The organism is Guyparkeria sp. WRN-7 (assembly GCF_001641825.1).
In the GTDB taxonomy this organism is placed as follows: Bacteria; Pseudomonadota; Gammaproteobacteria; order Halothiobacillales; family Halothiobacillaceae; genus Guyparkeria.
In genome coordinates this window covers 23193-40286 of sequence record NZ_LRFH01000004.1, presented here as the reverse complement: position 1 = coordinate 40286, position 17094 = coordinate 23193, and the positions used below count along the sequence as shown (strand labels likewise).

15 protein-coding genes are annotated in these 17094 nt (G+C 67.4%); 11 read left to right on the top strand and 4 right to left on the bottom strand.

The features are described from left to right. Nucleotides 1–180: 180 nt before the first annotated feature. The 3 genes from AWR35_RS02820 (at nucleotide 181) to rnt (ending at nucleotide 4358) form a co-directional block, all read left to right on the top strand. Nucleotides 181–2742 carry a bifunctional diguanylate cyclase/phosphodiesterase gene (locus AWR35_RS02820; protein WP_058574654.1) on the top strand — a complete coding sequence of 854 codons (2562 nt, stop codon included), beginning with the start codon at nucleotides 181–183 and terminating at the stop codon, nucleotides 2740–2742. An 87-nt stretch (nucleotides 2743–2829) separates the two neighbouring features. Beyond that, nucleotides 2830–3690, top strand: a complete 861-nt coding sequence (folD, locus tag AWR35_RS02815) for a bifunctional methylenetetrahydrofolate dehydrogenase/methenyltetrahydrofolate cyclohydrolase FolD (protein WP_058574450.1) — start codon at nucleotides 2830–2832, stop codon at nucleotides 3688–3690. 8 nt (nucleotides 3691–3698) lie between these two features. Further along, nucleotides 3699–4358 carry a ribonuclease T gene (rnt, locus tag AWR35_RS02810; RefSeq protein WP_197408115.1) on the top strand — a complete coding sequence of 220 codons (660 nt, stop codon included), beginning with the start codon at nucleotides 3699–3701 and terminating at the stop codon, nucleotides 4356–4358. A 15-nt stretch (nucleotides 4359–4373) separates the two neighbouring features. On the opposite strand, the gene AWR35_RS02805 is transcribed toward rnt, so the two are convergent. Continuing rightward, nucleotides 4374–5210 carry an HPP family protein gene (locus tag AWR35_RS02805; RefSeq protein WP_058574449.1) on the bottom strand — a complete coding sequence of 279 codons (837 nt, stop codon included), beginning with the start codon at nucleotides 5208–5210 and terminating at the stop codon, nucleotides 4374–4376. A 241-nt stretch (nucleotides 5211–5451) separates the two neighbouring features. Here AWR35_RS02805 and AWR35_RS02800 point away from each other — a divergent pair, with 241 nt between their 5' ends. The 8 genes from AWR35_RS02800 (at nucleotide 5452) to AWR35_RS02765 (ending at nucleotide 13979) form a co-directional block, all read left to right on the top strand. Further along, a complete protein-coding gene (locus tag AWR35_RS02800; protein ID WP_197408114.1) occupies nucleotides 5452–6375 on the top strand; it encodes a zinc ABC transporter substrate-binding protein in 924 nt (307 codons plus the stop codon). Then, complete coding sequence (locus AWR35_RS02795; RefSeq protein WP_282096948.1) at nucleotides 6372–7187, top strand: metal ABC transporter ATP-binding protein; 816 nt, start codon at nucleotides 6372–6374, stop codon at nucleotides 7185–7187. Before AWR35_RS02800 ends, AWR35_RS02795 begins: the two co-directional genes overlap by 4 nt. Further along, nucleotides 7187–8392 carry a metal ABC transporter permease gene (locus AWR35_RS02790; RefSeq protein ID WP_058574447.1) on the top strand — a complete coding sequence of 402 codons (1206 nt, stop codon included), beginning with the start codon at nucleotides 7187–7189 and terminating at the stop codon, nucleotides 8390–8392. Before AWR35_RS02795 ends, AWR35_RS02790 begins: the two co-directional genes overlap by 1 nt. Then, complete coding sequence (locus AWR35_RS02785) at nucleotides 8392–9318, top strand: metal ABC transporter permease (protein ID WP_197408113.1); 927 nt, start codon at nucleotides 8392–8394, stop codon at nucleotides 9316–9318. Before AWR35_RS02790 ends, AWR35_RS02785 begins: the two co-directional genes overlap by 1 nt. A 285-nt stretch (nucleotides 9319–9603) precedes the next feature. Continuing rightward, nucleotides 9604–10641 (top strand): LbtU family siderophore porin, encoded by a 1038-nt coding sequence (locus AWR35_RS02780; protein WP_058574445.1) that lies wholly within the window; start codon nucleotides 9604–9606, stop codon nucleotides 10639–10641. A 29-nt stretch (nucleotides 10642–10670) separates the two neighbouring features. Beyond that, on the top strand, nucleotides 10671–11765 hold the full coding sequence (locus tag AWR35_RS02775; protein ID WP_058574444.1) for an imelysin family protein: 1095 nt from the start codon (nucleotides 10671–10673) through the stop codon (nucleotides 11763–11765). Between the two features lie 65 nt (nucleotides 11766–11830). Beyond that, on the top strand, nucleotides 11831–13249 hold the full coding sequence (locus AWR35_RS02770; RefSeq protein ID WP_197408112.1) for a di-heme oxidoredictase family protein: 1419 nt from the start codon (nucleotides 11831–11833) through the stop codon (nucleotides 13247–13249). 76 nt (nucleotides 13250–13325) lie between these two features. After that, nucleotides 13326–13979, top strand: coding sequence for a DUF1614 domain-containing protein (locus AWR35_RS02765; RefSeq protein WP_058574442.1), 654 nt, complete (start codon nucleotides 13326–13328; stop codon nucleotides 13977–13979). A 19-nt stretch (nucleotides 13980–13998) separates the two neighbouring features. On the opposite strand, the gene AWR35_RS02760 is transcribed toward AWR35_RS02765, so the two are convergent. From AWR35_RS02760 to AWR35_RS02750, 3 genes are all read right to left on the bottom strand, one after another. Then, complete coding sequence (locus AWR35_RS02760; protein WP_058574441.1) at nucleotides 13999–15270, bottom strand: O-acetylhomoserine aminocarboxypropyltransferase/cysteine synthase family protein; 1272 nt, start codon at nucleotides 15268–15270, stop codon at nucleotides 13999–14001. Nucleotides 15271–15392: 122 nt separating this feature from the next. Then, on the bottom strand, nucleotides 15393–16025 hold the full coding sequence (locus AWR35_RS02755) for a YrbL family protein (RefSeq protein WP_058574440.1): 633 nt from the start codon (nucleotides 16023–16025) through the stop codon (nucleotides 15393–15395). Between the two features lie 51 nt (nucleotides 16026–16076). Further along, nucleotides 16077–17072 (bottom strand): 2-hydroxyacid dehydrogenase, encoded by a 996-nt coding sequence (locus AWR35_RS02750; protein ID WP_058574439.1) that lies wholly within the window; start codon nucleotides 17070–17072, stop codon nucleotides 16077–16079. Between the last annotated feature and the right edge of the window lie 22 nt (nucleotides 17073–17094).

Below are 17094 nucleotides of genomic sequence, written 5' to 3'. Positions count from 1 at the left end.
CAGCAATTCCCGTTTGTGGCGACCGACTCCCGCCCCAGTCGCGTTCAGCGTTAATAAGTATTTCATTAACCAAGTGAAACGCTGCGTTGCGCCGCCGTGGGGGCCTCCCTAGTATTCGCTCATCCGACCGGGTCAGGGAGGCGAACCGGATTGATTCACGGCTACCGCAACATCTTCCGCATGCGCACCATCAAGACGTTCATCCTCGCGATGTCCCTGCTCGTCTCGCTGCTGTTCTTTGGCGGCGCCTACCTGGTCGTCTCCAGCATCTTCAATCAGTCGGTGCAGCAGAGCGCGCTCAAGGACTCGCATTTGCTGGCGCGCTCGACCTTCGCCTCGATGTACCAGTTGATGAGCACCGGTTGGAGCCGCGAGCAACTGGAACGGTTTGTCCAGGCCAACCGCGAGGCATTGTCCGGCAGTGGCTACGAGCTCGAGATATTTCGCGGCCCCGTGGTCGCCGAACAGTACGGCGAGATCGACCAGGCACCCATCGACGGGGCGGTCGCGGCGGTGTTCGAGTCCGGCCAGACCCGCGAACACGTCAAGGAACATGCGGTCCGCTACACCTTTCCCCTCCAGGCCGAGGAGAAGTGCCTCTCCTGTCATGCGACCGCCGAGGTGGGCGATGTGCTGGGCGTGATCGACGTCGAGCAGGATTTCTCCGCGACCATCGCCGAGGCCCGCGACAACTTCTTCTTCTGGCTGGTGCTGCTCGCGCCGCTGCCGATCATCGGCGCGGGTTTGATCACCTGGTTCGTCAACAGTCGCATCACCCACTCGGTCGAGTTGCTGGAGGCCAATGCCGAAAAGGTTAACCGGGTGGCCGACCTGCGCAACCTGTCGCTGGGCGATACGGATCTGGGCTTCGACGAGCTCAACCGGGTGTTCCGCAGCTTCGAGGAGCTGGTGGACAAGTTCCGTGGCGTGGCGGTCGACCGTGATCTGCTCGAATTCGAGATCAAGCTCCTCGAGAAGTTCATCATCACCTCCGAGGTGGTGCGCGACTGGCACGACTACATCTGTCGGCTGATGACCGACATCAACGAGGTGATCGAGACCTACACGCTGTTCTCGATCTTCAAGGTCGACGACGAGCTGTTCGACCTGGACGTGTTCTGGCGCTCGCCGCCTGCCGAGTGCAGCAAGACGTTGCTCGAGGCCGAGGTCCGCGCGGCCCTGAGTGCCCACCCGAGCTTCGGCGACGCGGCCCTGGTGCACATCAACCACCACGTCGCCAACCCCGAGGGAGCCCGGATCGAGCTCGACCCGGAGGATGTCCGGGTGCAGGTCAAGTCGCTGCTGGTCGATTCGCCCAAGATCGGCGGCATCGTCGGCATCGGGGTGCAGGCCGAGACGGTCAACGACGAGACGCGTCTGCTGGTGATCGAGAGCGTGCTGTCGACGCTCCTGAACGTGGTCGGCTCGGTCAAGGCGATCTTCAAGTACACCCGGGATCTCGAGTACTACGCCACTCGTGACCCGCTCACCGACCTGTACAACCAGCGGGTCTTCTGGGAGCTGATCGGCTACGAGATCGACCGCGCGCAGCGCCACGAACAGCGTTTCGCCCTGCTGCTGATCGATCTCGACAACTTCAAGCTGGTCAACGACAGCTACGGCCACGCCTTCGGCGATTCCTTCCTCAAGGCCTTCGCCGATGCGATCGGCAAGGCGCTCAAGCGTGGCGACATCTTCGCTCGCTACGGCGGCGACGAGTTCGTGGTGGTGCTGCCGGAAACGGATCTCGAGCAGGCCTGCGTGATCGCCAACCGGGTGTTGGCCGAGACCGACCGGATCGCGCTGCCGGCGCCCGACGGCGAGCAGGTCACCGCCTCGGCCTCCATCGGGGTGGCCGTCTTCCCCGATCACGCGGTCGAGCCCAAGGACCTGTTCCTGTTCGCCGACAACATGATGTACAAGGCCAAGGCCGAGGGTAAGGCGCGCGTCGCCGTGCCGAGCGAAGAGGACGTCATGGACGTGTTTCGCTCGATCAGCGAAAAGGGGCTGGTCATCCAGCGGGCGGTCGAGGAGCGCCGCATCGTGCCGTACTTTCAGCCGATCCTGGCCACCGCGGACGACGAAATCGAAGCGGTCGAGGTGCTCTCGCGCATCGACCTGGGCGACACCGTCATGGGGGCCGGCGAGTTCATCGAGATCGCCGAGAAGATGGGCGTGATCGACCGGATCGACTACATCATGATCGAAAAGGCGCTGGCCGAGGTCGATCGCAGCGGCTTCGAGGGGATGGTGTTCATCAACCTCTCGCCGCGGGCGCTGGTACTGGCGGAGTTCCTGCCCACGGTTCGCGGGCTGGTCGAGCGGACGTCGGTGGCCAAGGAGCGGATCGTGTTCGAGCTGACCGAGCGCGATACGGTCAAGAACATCCAGTTGCTGGAAAAGTTCGTCCAGGAGCTGCGCCTGGAGGGCTTCAAGTTCGCCATCGACGATTTCGGCTCGGGCTTCTCCTCGTTCCACTATCTGAAGCACTTCCCGATCGATTTCCTCAAGATCGAGGGCGACTTCATCCTCAACCTGATGAGCGACCCGCGCGATCTCGCCTTCGTCCGCCTGATCGCCGAGCTGGCCCGGGAGCTGTCGATCCACACGGTGGCGGAGTTCGTCGAGAGCGAGGAGGTGCTCGAGCAGGTCCACCACCTCGGCATCGACTACGCCCAGGGGTTCCTGATCGGCCGCCCGGCGCCGTCGCCCACCCGTTACCTGTCGGTGGCGGCCGACTAGCGAAGCCGGGCACGAGGTCTCGGGCGGCGTTGAGTCGTCCCGGGGCGCGTGCGACAATCGCGCCTTTCCCCGCATGTGACGCGTCCCATGACTGCAAGACTTCTCGATGGGCGAGCTGTCGGTGCCACCGTGCGCGCCGGGCTTGCCGAGACCATCGCCGCCTATACCGAGAACGGTCACCGCCCGCCAGGCCTGGCGGTGGTGCAGGTCGGCGGTGATCCCGCCTCGTCGGTGTACGTGAACAACAAGCGCAAGGCCTGCGCCAAGCTCGGCATCGAGTCGTTTTCGCATGACCTCGATGCGAGCATCAGCCAGGCCGAGCTCGACGCGCTGGTCGACGAGCTCAATGCCGACGAGCGCGTGGACGGCATTCTGGTGCAGTTGCCGTTGCCCGAGCACCTCAGCGCCGACTCGATCATCAACCGTATCGACCCGGACAAGGACGTGGACGGCTTCCACCCGACCAACATCGGTCGGCTGGCCATCCGTCAGCCGGGCCTGCGGCCCTGCACGCCCTACGGGGTGATGCGCCTGCTCGAGGAGACCGGGCGCGACCTGCGCGGCATCGAGGCGGTCATCGTCGGGGCATCGAACATCGTCGGCCGGCCGATGGCGCTCGAGCTGCTGCTCGCCGGGGCGACCGTGACCGTCTGCCATCGCTTCACCGACGACCTGGCCGCGCACGTCCAGCGTGCCGACCTGGTCGTGGTGGCCGCCGGCAAGCCGGGTCTGGTGAAAGGCGAGTGGATCAAGGAGGGCGCGATCGTGATCGACGTCGGTATCCATCGCCGCGAGGACGGTACGCTGCACGGCGACGTCGACTTCGAGGCCGCTTCGGCCCGGGCCGGCTTCATCACGCCCGTGCCGGGCGGGGTCGGGCCGATGACCATCGCCATGCTGATGCACAACACGGTGGGCTCCTGGCGGGGCCGGCTGGGTCTCGACTGAAGCCTGCGATGAGCGAGGCCGCCGAACAGTCCGACTGGACCATCGCGCGCCGCTTCCGCGGCTTCGTGCCGGTGGTGGTGGACGTCGAGACCGGCGGGCTCGACCCGCAGGGGCACGCGCTGCTGGAGCTGGCGGCCGTGCTGCTCGACGTCGACGAGCACGGCCTGCTGTACCCGACCGAGGAGATTGCCGTCTCGGTGCATCCCAGTCATCTGACCGAGGTCGATCCGGTCTCGATCAAGATCCACGGTATCGATCCGGACGACCCCGAGCGCGAGGCCCTCGAGGAGCGGGCCGCGCTGTCCGACTTCTTCCGCCCGATCCGTCGCCAGGTCAAGGCACTCAATGCCCGTCGCGCGATCCTGGTGGGGCACAACGCCCCGTTCGATCTGGCGGTGGTCAAGGCTGCCTGCGAGCGCACCGGCTACAAGCGCAACCCCTTCCATCCCTTCTCCACGCTCGACACGGTCACCGCGGCCGCCGTGGCCGTCGGCGAGACCGTGCTGGCGCGCGCCTGCACCGCCGCGGGTTTCGACTGGGACAACAGCCGCGCCCACGGTGCGCTCTACGATGCGCAGATGACCGCCAAGCTCTTCTGCCACATCACCAACCAGCTCTCCACCGAAAACGGCCGGGCCGCCCTGCGGGTACGCGAGCCGCAGAAATAGGCGCTGTCCGTCGCCTCAGTCCCGGCCGGTTTCCCGGCGCCGGTCCCGTCCCAGCACGTTCAACGTGATATAGCCGCGACCCCGCGGCTCGCCGTCGTCGTCCAGCCGCTTGTGGATGGTCACCGCCTCACCTGCCTCGGCGTGGACATGCCGCTCACCTATGGGTAGCCGCACCGAGGCATCGTCCTCGGTGGCATGGGCTAGGGCGCGGCGTGCGATCGCATCCAGCTCGGCCGGGGTGATATCGACCACGACGTTGAGGTCGCGCACCGCCGCCTGCAGGTGGCGCGAGGTCAGCGGCGGGGCGGGTGGTTCGTCCCAGCGTGCCAGGCCGATCGGATAGCGGCGCCAGCGGAACGGGTAGTTTGCGGCGACCGCCAGCGCGAACAGGATCGTCGCGTTGGTCAGTACCGGAAGCAGGATGTAGCCGTAACCCAGATCGTGCACCGCCGAGCCGCCGATCACGGCGACAAGGGCCGTTGCGCCGCCGGGCGGGTGGATGCAGCGGAGCAGCTGCATGGCAGCGATCGCACCGCCGACGGCCACGCCGGCCGCTAACGCCGGGTCGGCAATCCAGTCGGCGGCCGCCACCCCGATCACCGCCGACACCAGGTGGCCGCCGAACAGCGGCCATGGTTGGGATAGGGCGCCATGCGGCACGGCAAACAGCAGCACCGCCGTCGCCCCCATCGAGCCGACCAGGAACAGGGCGGCATCGGGGCTCACCAGGCTCGCGCTTACCGCGTGCACGGCCCACAGGCTGGCCACGGCCGCAAGACCGGCAATGGCGACTTCCTGCCACCCGACCATGGTGGTGCCGGGGCCGATCAATCTCCGGAGGTGCTCGACCATGAAATGAATTCCCTGGCTGTGAAGCGGGCGTCGGATTCTACGCCCGATGCCCCACGGTGGTGCAAACCGCAACGCCACGCTGAGGCATTGACGCCAAGGTGGAGGGATCGCTAAAGTGCAGAGTTAGTCTTATCTAACTTTTTGGAACGATGACATGCGAACAGCGGAAATTTCCGTGGACCGGCCGGGGAGCCGGGACAGGCGGCGTGTTGCGCCGATTTGGCGGCTTGCGGCGTTTCTCATGGCCGTGTTCCTCGCGCCCGTCGCCCCGGCCGAGGAGCCGCTTGCGGTAGTCGCGACGACCGGCATGATCGCCGATGCCGCCCGCGAGATCGGCGGTGAGGCGGTCAGCGTCAAGGGTCTGATGGGGCCGGGAGTCGACCCGCACAGCTATCGCCAGACCCGCAGCGATATCGTCGCGCTCGCCCAGGCCGATCTGGTCCTGTCGCACGGCCTGTATCTCGAGGCCCAGATGGAGAAATTCCTGCACCGCCTCTCCCGCCGCCAGTCGGTGGTTGCGGTGGCCGAGGTGCTGCCCCGGGAGCGACTGCTTGGTCACTCGGACTACGAGAACAAGTTCGATCCGCACGTCTGGATGGCCCCGAACCTGTGGGAAGACGTGGTGATCGCCATCCGCGATGCGCTGGTCGAGGCTCGGCCGGCCGAGGCCGGGCGCTTCGAGAAACGTACCGAGGCTTACCTGGGCGCAATCGAGCGCCTGAACGCCTATGCCGAGGAGGCGACGGCGAGCGTGCCCGCCGACAGCCGTGTGCTCCTGACCGCCCACGACGCCTTCGCCTACTTCGGGCGAGCCTTCGATTTCGAGGTGATCGGCATCCAGGGCATCTCGACCGAGTCCGAGGCCGGCCTGCGTCGCATCCGAGATCTGGTCGACCTGCTGGTCGAGCGCGACATCGGGGCGGTGTTCGTCGAGAGCTCGGTACCCGAGCGCAATGTCCGTGCCCTGGTCGAGGGTGCCGGCGCCCGCGGTCACGAGGTGCGTGTCGCCGGCACGCTCTACTCGGATGCCATGGGGACGGTGGGGACCTACGAGGGCACCTATCTCGGCATGATCGACCACAACGTCACCACCATCGTGCGAGCCCTGGGCGGGCAAGCGCCGGAGGACGGCATGCAGGGCCGGCTGGGCGAGGGAACGCAATGAGCCTGCGCATGCCGTTCGGCCGAGGCGAGGAGGTCGCGGCCGCCCCGCTGGCCGAGCTGTCGGACAAGCCGCTCGCCGTTCGTGGCCTGACGGTCTCGTATGGCCAGAAGCCGGCCGTGTTCTCGCTCGACATGACGATCGAGGACGGATCGATGACCGCCATCATCGGCCCGAACGGGGCAGGCAAGTCGACCACCCTCAAGGCCGTGCTCGGCATCGTGCCGCGCCTGTCGGGGGTGGTGACGGTCTACGGGCGGCCGCTGGCGAAAAGCCGCCGAAGGATCGCTTACGTTCCGCAGCGCGCCTCGGTCGACTGGGATTTCCCCACCCGGGTGATCGACGTGGTGCTGATGGGACTGGCGCGTGAACTCGGCCTGTTGCGTCGGGTGAATGCCGGTCATCGGCAGCGAGCGTTCGACTGCCTCGACCGGGTCGGCATGCGTGACTTCGCCGACCGCCAGATCGGCCAGCTCTCCGGTGGTCAGCAGCAGCGCGTCTTTCTTGCCCGGGCGCTGGCCCAGGGGGCCGACCTGTACCTGCTGGACGAGCCGTTCGCCGGCGTGGATGCGGCCACCGAGCGGGCCATCATCGACGTGCTCAAGACCCTCAAGGCCGAGGGGCGAACGGTGGTCGCCGTGCATCACGATCTCTCCACCGTCCGTGACTACTTTGATCACGTCATGATGATCAACGTCCACAAGGTCGCCGAAGGGCCGGTCGCCGAGGCGTTCACCGAGGAACACCTGCAGAGTGCCTATGGGGGACGGCTGGCCGCGAATCTGATGGATCAGCTCCAACTGGGCGGTCATTGATGTTGCTCGAGGCGCTCACCCTGCAGCTGGGCTACAACGCCACGCTGGTGGCCATCGGTGCGGCACTGCTCGGCATCGCCGCCGGCGCGGCCGGGACCTTCCTGTTCCTTCGCAAGCGCGCGCTGGTCTCCGATGCCATCAGCCATTCGACCCTGCCTGGCGTGGGGCTCGCCTTCCTGGTGATGGCGGCCCTCGGGGGCGACGGCCGCCACCTGGCCGGACTGATGCTGGGTGCGGCGCTGACGGCCGGGGCGGGGCTGTTGGCCATGCATTGGCTTACCCGGCACACGCGCCTGGCCGAGGATGCCGCCATCGGTGCGGTGCTGTCGGTCTTCTTCGGCTTCGGCGTGGTGCTGCTGACCGTGATCCAGACGGTCTCGATCGGTCGGCCTGCGGGGCTGGCGGACTTCCTGCTCGGGGCGACCGCCGGCATGCTCTTCGGCGATGCGGTACTGATCGCGGTGGCAGGCGCACTGGCGGTGCTCGCTGTCTGGACGTTGCGTCGGCCCATGACGCTGGTCGCCTTCGATGCCGGGTTCGCGGCCGCTTCGGGCATCGACGTGCGCCGAGTGGATCTCGCCATGATGGGGCTGGTGATGGCTGTGACCATCATCGGGCTGAAGGTGGTCGGGCTGGTGCTGATCGTCGCCTTGCTGATCATCCCGCCGGTGGCCGCTCGTTTCTGGAGCGATCGTAGTGACCGCGTGCTCGGTATTGCCGGCGTCTTCGGCGGTCTGTCGGGCTTCATCGGCGCGGCCGTCTCGGCCACCGCGCCGGCGCTGCCCACCGGCCCCATCATCGTCCTGACGGCCTTTGCCCTGTTCACGCTCTCGATGTTGTTCGCGCCCGGTCGCGGCCTGCTGGTCGGCTGGCTGCGCCACCATCGTCAGCAGCGCCGCATCCATCTGCGCCAGGGTCTGCTCGCGATCGCCCAGGATCTGCCCATCTACGAACGCTATACCCTCAACCTGCTAGTCCGGGCCGGCCTGGCCCGTCCCGACGGCGTGCCCACCGAGCTCGGCCGGTTGCGTGCGGCCAAGGCCTGCCGCGACGAGTCGCGCTGGGCGATCGCCCGACGGATGCACTCGCACGAGGCGACGGTGTCACGCTACGACGGCCTGCGTCCTATCGAGATGGTGCTCACCGAGGACGAGATCCGCGAAATAGACCGGCAACTCGCCGAGGCCGGGGAGGGCTGTGCGTGATGGGAGCCGAGTTCGTGATGCTCTCGCTCGTGCCGATCCTGATTGGTGTGCTCGCCGCCGTCGCCTGTGCGTTGCCGGGTAACTTCCTGGTGCTGCGGCGTCAGGCGCTGATCGGCGATGCCATCAGCCACGTGGTGCTGCCCGGGATTGTGGTGGGATTCCTGCTGAGCGGAACGGTCAGTTCGTGGGCGATGATGGCCGGTGCGGCCGGCGCGGCGGTGGTCGCCGTGCTGCTGATCGAGCTGATCCGGCGGCTGGGGCGGATCGAGCCGGGGGCGGCCATGGGCGTGGCCTTCACCTCGATGTTCGCCTTCGGTGTGCTCTTGCTGGAACAGTCGGATACCTCCTCGGTGCACCTCGACGTCCAGCACGCGCTCTACGGCAACCTCGAGAGCCTGATCTGGGTGGAGGCGCGGGGCTGGGGGTCGCTGCTCGATCCGGTGGCCCTGGCGGGCTTGCCGCCCGAGCTGCCCCGCATTGCGATCGTCGCGGCCTTGATGCTGGTCTTCACCGTGGTCTTCTGGCGACCGTTGAAGATCTCGACCTTCGACGAGGGTTTCGCCCGCGTACTGGGCATGCGCACCAACCTGATCGGCTTCGCTCTCGTGATCATGGCCGCGGTGGCGGCCGTGGCCGCCTTCGACGCGGTCGGCTCGATCATCGTCATCGCCATGTTCATCTGCCCGCCAGCGGCAGCCCGTCTGATGACCAACCGTCTTGAGCACCAGGTGCTCTGGTCGGTGGCCTTCGCGATCTTCTCCGCGGTAGTCGGCTACGTCGCCGCGGGCTACGGCCCGCTGTGGCTGGGCGCCGACGACGCGGTGAGTGCGGCCGGCATGATCGCCACGGTTTCCGGTCTCGTGCTCGCGATTGCGGCGCTTTACGCTCCACATCGGCACCGCAGCGGGGCACCGGCTGACGGTTGACCCCCCGTAGATAGGCAAGGTGGCCTCGAGAGGGCTGTCTCGCCCATCCATTCCCACTGGTTTCTCCTCTCCTCCTGCGGAACACGATCTCTCTGATCGTGTCGGTGATGCCTTTGCGCATCAGCAAAAAGCAATTAAAAGCGAACCACGACTTGCAATACGAATGATTTGTATTAAAGTGACGATCCATTGATCGAGAACACATCCGCACAGCCGCTGGCATGGCCGCGTTGATCTGTCCGCGGCCTGGGTTCTCGACGGGTTTACAAAACGCAAGGAGATGACATGAACCCATTCGCCCGCCCGACTGTGCTGGCCACTGCCCTTTCGCTGGGCCTCGCCAGCCAGGCCGCCATGGCGGCCGATCAAGCCGAGACCTACCCGTCGATCGATTTCGGTGGTGTCGTCGAGGTAGAGGGTTACCACACCAGACCCTACACCGGCAGCGACGAGAGCGACATCGTTCTGGCAACCGGCGCGCTGAGCCTCGAGGCCGCGATCAACGAGTGGATCAGCGCCGAGATCTCCACCCTCTACGAAGAGAACGACACGCCGCTGGAAGTCGACACCGCCAGCGTGATGCTCGGCGCCGAGGACAGCCTCTGGTCGCTGCGTGCCGGTCAGTTCTACGTGCCGTTCGGCGTCTACGAGACCGCCATGGTCTCCGACCCGCTCACCCTCGAACTCGGCGAAACCCGCGAGACCGCGATCTCGGCCGGCATCGGCCAGGGCGGTTTTTCCGCCGAGGTGTATGCCTTCAACGGCGACCTCGAGGACGAGAACCAGGTCAACAGCTTCGGCGCGACCGCCGGCTATGCCGGCTCCGTGGGGGGCGCCGACCTGGCGCTGTCCGCCGGCTACATCAACAGCCTCGGCGAATCCGACGGCATCGAGGAGACCGTGTACGACAACACCGGTGGGGCAGATGTCGACGAAGTGGGCGCCTGGACGGCCAATGCCGTGCTCGGCATGGGTGACGTGACGCTGGTAGGTGAGTACCTGACCGCGAACGATTCGTTCGACGCCGGCGAACTGGCCTTCAACGGTGACGGCGCCCAGCCCGCCGCGTGGAACGTCGAGGCCAGCTACGGCTTCGATCTGCTGGGCAAGCCGGCCTCCGCGAGCATCGGTTACCAGGGCACCGACGAATCGGTGGCGCTCGGCCTGCCGGAAAGCCGTGTCCTCGCCGCCCTGTCGGTCGAGATCTTCCGGTACACCGCACTCAGCGTCGAGTACGCCCATGACGAGGACTACGACATCGCCGATGGCGGCACGGGCGAGTCGGCCGGCACGTTCCTCACGCAGCTTGCCGTCGAGTTCTGAAACCGCATCACCGAATACGAGGCATCCGCATGAATACACGCATTTTCCGACTGACCCCGTTGGCCCTGCTCGCCGGGCTGAACCTGGCCGTGCCCACCGTCCACGCCGAGCCCGTGGCCGAACGGGTGCTCGAGCACACCGCCGAGCACGTGATCACGCGCAACTATGTCCGGCTCGCCGTCGCCGCCGACCGATTGGCCGATCGCCTGACGGCGCTGCGCGCGACCCCCACCGCCGAGCATGTGATCGCCGCGCGAGCCGCCTGGCGCGAGGCACGTGCGTACTGGGAGACCGGCGAAGCGCACCTCTTCGGTCCGGTTGATACCGACGGCCATGACCCGGCGATGGATTCCTGGCCACTTGACCGGCGTGAGCTTGCAGGACTGATCACCGGTTCGGCACCGCTGGACGGTGCGCACATCGCCAGGCTCGATGGCGACGTCAAGGGCTTCCACGCGATCGAATTCCTGCTCTGGAATCGACCGGTGGGCGAGGGGCGCGAGTCCGCGGCGCAGGCCGCCGGACGGCTCGCCGATAACCCGCGCCAACGCGAACTGCTAGCCGCCCTGGGCGCGGATCTGCACGACCACGCCGCCGCCATGGCCGCTGCCTGGCAGGGCAGCGAGGGTCATGGCCGACAACTCGCCGGGGCGGGCACGCCGGATTCGCGCCTGTACCCCGCCGTGAGGGGCGCGGTGCAGGAGCTGGTCGAAGGCATGGACGGCATCGCCGACGAACTGGCGGCCGCCAAGTTGGGCGAGCCGCTGGCATCCGGGCGCCTGGACGGGGTCGAGTCACCCTGGGCGCGCAACACGCGGGCCGACATGCAGCACAACGTCGAGGGTATCCGCAATCTCTGGCTGGGTTCACTGGACGGCATCGATTCCGGGGCGGGCCTGCGCGCCATTGCCGCCCGGCAGGATGCCGAGGTCGAGGCGGTCGACCGGGCGCTGTTGGTTGCGGCCGGCCGGCTGGCCGCGATCGGCGAGACGGACGGCGGTAACGGCCGGCTGGCCTTCGCCGAGGCGGTCGCCAGTGGCGAGGAGGCGCAGCAGGTCCGCATCCAGGCGGCGGTGGAGGCCGTGCGAGACCTGCAGGCACGACTCGAGGAAGCACTGCACTGATGCGGGAGCAGTCAACCGCATGTCACGGAGTGCGACGCACGCGCCGGGCACGTTGCCGGGCCGGATTGCCCGCCTGGCTGTACGGGCTCGCCATGCTGAGCCTCGCGCCGGCCATCGCGGCGGGAGAGCGGCCGCCGGTGACGGTGGACTCGGCCACCAGCAACGCCTTCTCGCATCCCCTGCCGGGCATGAATGACGCGCAGGTCGCCCGCTTTACTCGAGGCGACGCCGACTTCGAGACCCCGTTCGTCTCGGGCGGCAATGCCATCCGACCGGGGCTCGGCCCCGTGTTCAACGCTGCGAGCTGCGAGTCGTGCCATCCGCGGGATTCGCGTGGAGCGCCGCCACCGCACCCGGTCAACGGCCACACCAACCTGGCGGATGCCGAGTCGCTGCTCCTGCGCGTGAGCGTCGGCAACGACCCGGATGCCGGACCGACACCGGTGCCGAGTATGGGCACCCAGCTCCAGCAGCAGGCCGTGGCCGGCGCCGGCGCGGTGCCGGAAGCCAATGTGGAGGTGCACTGGCGCACACGAACGGGCCGCTACGCTGACGGCACGGCCTACGAATTGCGCTGGCCCGAGTTCACGCTGACCGGTCTCGCGGATCCTGCGGCGCTGGCAGCGGCCGGCTACACGATCGAGGACATCCGCATCTCGCCGCGCGTCGCGCCGCCCATCCACGGACGCGGCTACATCGAGGCGATCCCCGACGCCACCCTGCTGGCGCTGGCCGATCCGGCGGATGCCGACGGCGACGGCATCAGCGGGCGGGCCAACCGCGTGCTCGATGTCGGGAGCGGCGAGCGGGTGATCGGTCGGATCGGGCTGAAGGCCAACAACCCCTCGCTGCGCCAGCAGAATGCGGGTGCCTATCATCAGGACATGGGGGTGACCAACCCCGTCTTTCCCGGCGAGTCGGCGGGCACGGTCAATCGCGATGCGGCGGACGACGACCCCGAGCTCGGCTGGAACAGCGCGACCGGCCGTCCGGACCTCGAGGCCGGCGAGCGCATTCTCGGCGATGTTACCTTCTACACGCAGACTCTGGCCGTGCCGTCACGTCGGTTCGTCGACAACCCCGAGGTCCGGCATGGCGAGCGACTGTTCGAGCAGGCCGGCTGCGCGGCCTGCCACGTTCCCCGCCTGGCCACCGGCGAGCACCCGGAGGGTATCGCGTTGCTGTCCAACCGGGAGATCGCGCCGTACTCGGACTTCCTGCTGCACGACATGGGCGAGGGCCTTGCCGACGGCCGCGGCGATTTCCTCGCCAGCGGACGCGAGTGGCGCACGCCGCCGCTGTGGGGCATCGGGCTGAACGAACTGGTCACCGGCCATCGTTTCTTCCTGCACGACGGCCGGGCCCGCGGGCTGGCCGAGGCGATCCTGTGGCACGGTGGCGAGGCCGAGCCGGCACGCGAGCGTTTCCGGCATCTCTCGGCCGCGGATCGCGACGCATTGCTGCTCTTCCTGCGCAGCCTTTAACGCCCTCGGGGCGTGAACGTCGCCGCACATCTCTGCCATGCTCGGAGTCGTCCCTTACGAGCCCCCGAGAGGAGCGATGCCGAATCCCGCCTTCCTGATAGCCGCCCTCGGCCTGATCGTCCTGTTCACCCTCATCCAGCTCGGTGCGCTGCAGCTGGCGTTCGGCAAGCTGGGGCTGGATCCGCAGGCCGGGGTCACGCTGCTGTTCGTCTCGCTGATGGGCAGCCTGGTGAACGTGCCGTTGTTTCGCATGAGCGCCGAGGAGCCCGACGAGCCGCTGCCCGACCCGATCCGCCGCATCCTGCGTCATGCCCAGCAGCCGTTCGAGGGCGTGACCACGGTGGCGGTCAATCTCGGCGGCTGCCTGCTGCCGCTGACGTTCTCCGCGTATCTGGTCATGCACGCCGGCGCCGGCCTCGGCGATTACCTGCTGGCGGTGGCGTTCGTTTCCTCGATTGCCTATCTCGCCAGCCGGCCGGTGCCCGGGCTGGGTATCGGCATGCCGGTGCTGGTCGCGCCACTGGCGGCGGCCGCCGCCGGACTGTTGCTCGATCCCGAGCACAGCCCGGCACTGGCCTACGTTGGCGGGACGGTGGGCGTGTTGATCGGTGCCGACATCCTGCGCCTCAAGGACGTGCGCAAGCTCGGCTCGCCGGTGGCTTCGATCGGCGGGGCCGGCACCTTCGACGGCATCTTCATCACCGGCATTCTGGCCGTTCTGCTGGCCTGATGCCGGCGTTGGCGCGGTATCAGGCGCTGGCCTTGAGTGCCTGGTCCAGATCCTCGATCAGGTCGTCGACGTGCTCGATGCCGATCGACAGGCGCACCATGTCCGGCGGGACGCCGGCGGCCCGCAGTTCCTCGTCGTTGAGCTGCCGGTGGGTGGTCGAGGCCGGGATCGCCGCGCAGGACTTGGCATCGCCGATGTTCACCAGCCTGAGGATCAGCTGCAGGGCGTCGTAGAAACGGACGCCCGCTTCGCGACCGCCCTTGACGCCGAAGCTGAGAATGCCCGAGGCGCGCCCGTCCATGTACTTGCGCGCCAGCCGGTGGTCCTTGTGCTCGGGCAGGCCGGCGTACTGTACCCAGCTGACCTGAGGGTGTGCATCGAGGAATTCGGCGACCTCCTGGGTGTTCTCGCAGACCCGGTCCATTCGCAGTGACAGCGTTTCCAGGCCCTGAAGCAGTTGCCAGGCCGACTGGGCCGAGAGGGCCGCGCCGGTGTTGCGCAGTGGCACCACGCGGGCACGGGCGATGAAGGCGGCCGCACCGACATCGTTGGTGTAGCTCACGCCGTGATAGGACGGGTCGGGCTCGATCAGCAGCGAGAAGCGTTCGGGGTGGGCCGCCCAGTCGAATTGCCCCGAGTCGACGATCACGCCGCCGAGCGTGGTGCCGTGCCCGCCGATGTACTTGGTGGCCGAGTGGATCACGATGTCGGCGCCGTAGTCGATCGGCCGGAGCAGGAAGGGGGTGCCGACGGTGTTGTCCACCATCAGCGGCAGGCCGTTGCGATGGGCGATGTCGGCGAGCTTCTCGATGTCCGCCACGCTGCCGGAAGGATTGCCGATCGACTCGCAGTAGATCGCCCGGGTGCGTTCGTCGATGGCCGCCTCGATACCGGCGAAGTCATCCTTGTTGCAGAAGCGCACCGTGATGTCCTGGCGCGGGAAGGTGTGGGCGAACAGGTTGTAGGTCCCGCCGTAGAGCTCGCTGATCGAGACGATGTTGTCGCCCGCCTGCGCAATGGTCTGGATCGCGTAGGTGATTGCCGCCATGCCGGTTGCGGTCGCCAGGGCACCCACGCCCCCGTCGAGCGCCGCCATCCGCTCCTCGAGCACCCCGCAGGTGGGGTTCATGATCCGCGAGTAGATATTGCCCTTGACCTTCAGGTCGAACAGGTCGGCGGCGTGCTGGGCGTTATCGAAGGCGTATGAGGTGGTCTGGTGGATGGGGACGGCGACGGCGTGCTGGTCGTCCGGCTCGTAGCCGGTGTGCAGGGCGATGGTCTCGGGGCGCATGCTCTCCTCCTTGTTTTTCTGCAAAGCGTAGTTGCAAACAGGTCGGATGTCCCGGTCGAGGCCTCCCGTCGAGCCATGCGGCGATCAGGGCGAGTCACGGTGCGATGGCGACGGGACGGGAGTCATGTCGCCTGCCCGTCGGCATCGATCTGCCGCAGCAGCCGGTCGATCTTCTTGCGCTTGTAGCGACGGTTGAGCCACTGGCTGTGAGAGCGCACCGGGATCGCGGCGCGGTCGCCCATGCCGTCGATCAGGACGAAATGGCCGTCGGGGTGCCAGACGAGATTGTCGGGCGAGAGGTCGTTGATCAGGACATTCGAGGTCATCGCCCAGTCGATGAACGTGTCGAGCGCCCGTTGCTCGCGGGCGCCGTAGCGGCCGCGCCGTTGCAGTTCGGCGAGGCTCGGCGCCGGCTGGCCATTTTCGTCGAGCACCGCCTCGACCAGCAGGGCCGCGCCGAGATCGGTGTCGACCATGCCGAGGATGTTCTGCAGGTGGCGGCAGGGGGCGTACCGGCCGGCATGGCGGGCGCGCGAGGCAAGGTGTTCGCGCACCTCGCGCTCGAAGGCGCGGTAGTGACCGATGCGCCGTCTGCGCTTGTAGAAGGCGTCCTTGCGGTCGTGGCGCCTGATGAAGTCCGGATTCACCACCTTGACCAGCACTCGGGGGTCGTCCGGGTGGCGGTAGACGAGTTTCTGCGCCCCGCGACCGACCGGATCGAGGGGGGCGAGTGTCAGCGGGGCGAGCAGGTCCATGTGCCGGATGTCGTCTCGGGGATGCGTGAAAGGCGGCGGATTATACCCGGGCTACTTCCCCGGGGTGAGTTCCCGCTCGCAGGCCACGCCGGTCTCGATGCAGGTGAGGTTTTCGAGCGTCTGTTTGGCGATCTGCGCCAGCGCCTCGCGGGTAAGAAAGGCCTGGTGGCCGGTGATGACCACGTTCTGGAAGCCCAGCAGCCGGGCGAACTGGTCGTCGGTGAGCAGCTCGTCGCTGCGATCCTCGAAGAACAAAGGCCCTTCGTGTTCGTACACGTCGATCCCGAGCCCACCGATCTGCCCTGACTTGAGCCCGTCGATGGCCGCCTGGGTGTCGATCACCGCGCCGCGACTGGTGTTGACGATCAGCGCGCCCGGCTTGAGTCGAGCGATGGCCCCGGCGTCAATCAGGTGCCGGGTGGCATCGGTGAGCGGGCAGTGCAGGCTGATGATGTCGGCGCGTTCGAGCAGATCATCCAGAGGCACGTAGTCGATCCCCATCTCTCGGCACTCGTCATTCGGATAGGGGTCGTGGGCGATCACCTCGGCTCCGAAGCCCTGCTTGAGGATGCGGGCGAACACCATGCCGATGCGCCCGGTGCCCACCACGCCGACCGTTTTGCCGACCACATCCGTGCCCGCCAGCCCGTGCAGGGCGTAATTGCCCATGCGGACCTGTGTGACGGCACGCGGCAGGTGGCGGTTGACCGCCTGCATCAATGCCACGGCGTGCTCGGCGACCGCGTTGGGCGAGTAGGCCGGCACGTTCACCACCCGCAAATCCGTCCCGGCCACCGCCTCGAAATCGACGTGGTTGCAGCCGGCGCATCGCAGGGCGAGCACTTCGGTACCGCCATCGGCCAGTGCCTGAATTACCGCTGCGCCGAGCACGTCGTTGGCGAAGGCACACACCGCCCGATAGCCCCGGGCGAGATGGACCGTCTCCTCGGTGAGGCGTTGGTCGAAATAGTCGATCTCGTGCCCTTTCGGATCGGCGTCGAAGGCCTCGCGGTCGTAGGGCTTGGTGGAGAAGAAGGCGACTTTCATGGCAATGCGGTCCCCGCAATGG

Coding starts and splice junctions, on each gene's coding strand:
- AWR35_RS02795 (WP_282096948.1), top strand. CDS start 6,372: ATGAGCCTGCGCATGCCGTTCGGCCGAGGCGAGGAGGTCGCGGCCGCC.
- AWR35_RS02760 (WP_058574441.1), bottom strand. CDS start 15,270: ATGCGCCCCGAGACCATCGCCCTGCACACCGGCTACGAGCCGGACGAC.
- AWR35_RS02755 (WP_058574440.1), bottom strand. CDS start 16,025: ATGGACCTGCTCGCCCCGCTGACACTCGCCCCCCTCGATCCGGTCGGT.
- AWR35_RS02775 (WP_058574444.1), top strand. CDS start 10,671: ATGAATACACGCATTTTCCGACTGACCCCGTTGGCCCTGCTCGCCGGG.
- AWR35_RS02805 (WP_058574449.1), bottom strand. CDS start 5,210: ATGGTCGAGCACCTCCGGAGATTGATCGGCCCCGGCACCACCATGGTC.
- AWR35_RS02820 (WP_058574654.1), top strand. CDS start 181: ATGCGCACCATCAAGACGTTCATCCTCGCGATGTCCCTGCTCGTCTCG.
- AWR35_RS02780 (WP_058574445.1), top strand. CDS start 9,604: ATGAACCCATTCGCCCGCCCGACTGTGCTGGCCACTGCCCTTTCGCTG.
- folD (WP_058574450.1), top strand. CDS start 2,830: ATGACTGCAAGACTTCTCGATGGGCGAGCTGTCGGTGCCACCGTGCGC.
- rnt (WP_197408115.1), top strand. CDS start 3,699: ATGAGCGAGGCCGCCGAACAGTCCGACTGGACCATCGCGCGCCGCTTC.
- AWR35_RS02750 (WP_058574439.1), bottom strand. CDS start 17,072: ATGAAAGTCGCCTTCTTCTCCACCAAGCCCTACGACCGCGAGGCCTTC.
- AWR35_RS02790 (WP_058574447.1), top strand. CDS start 7,187: ATGTTGCTCGAGGCGCTCACCCTGCAGCTGGGCTACAACGCCACGCTG.
- AWR35_RS02785 (WP_197408113.1), top strand. CDS start 8,392: ATGGGAGCCGAGTTCGTGATGCTCTCGCTCGTGCCGATCCTGATTGGT.
- AWR35_RS02800 (WP_197408114.1), top strand. CDS start 5,452: ATGGCCGTGTTCCTCGCGCCCGTCGCCCCGGCCGAGGAGCCGCTTGCG.
- AWR35_RS02765 (WP_058574442.1), top strand. CDS start 13,326: ATGCCGAATCCCGCCTTCCTGATAGCCGCCCTCGGCCTGATCGTCCTG.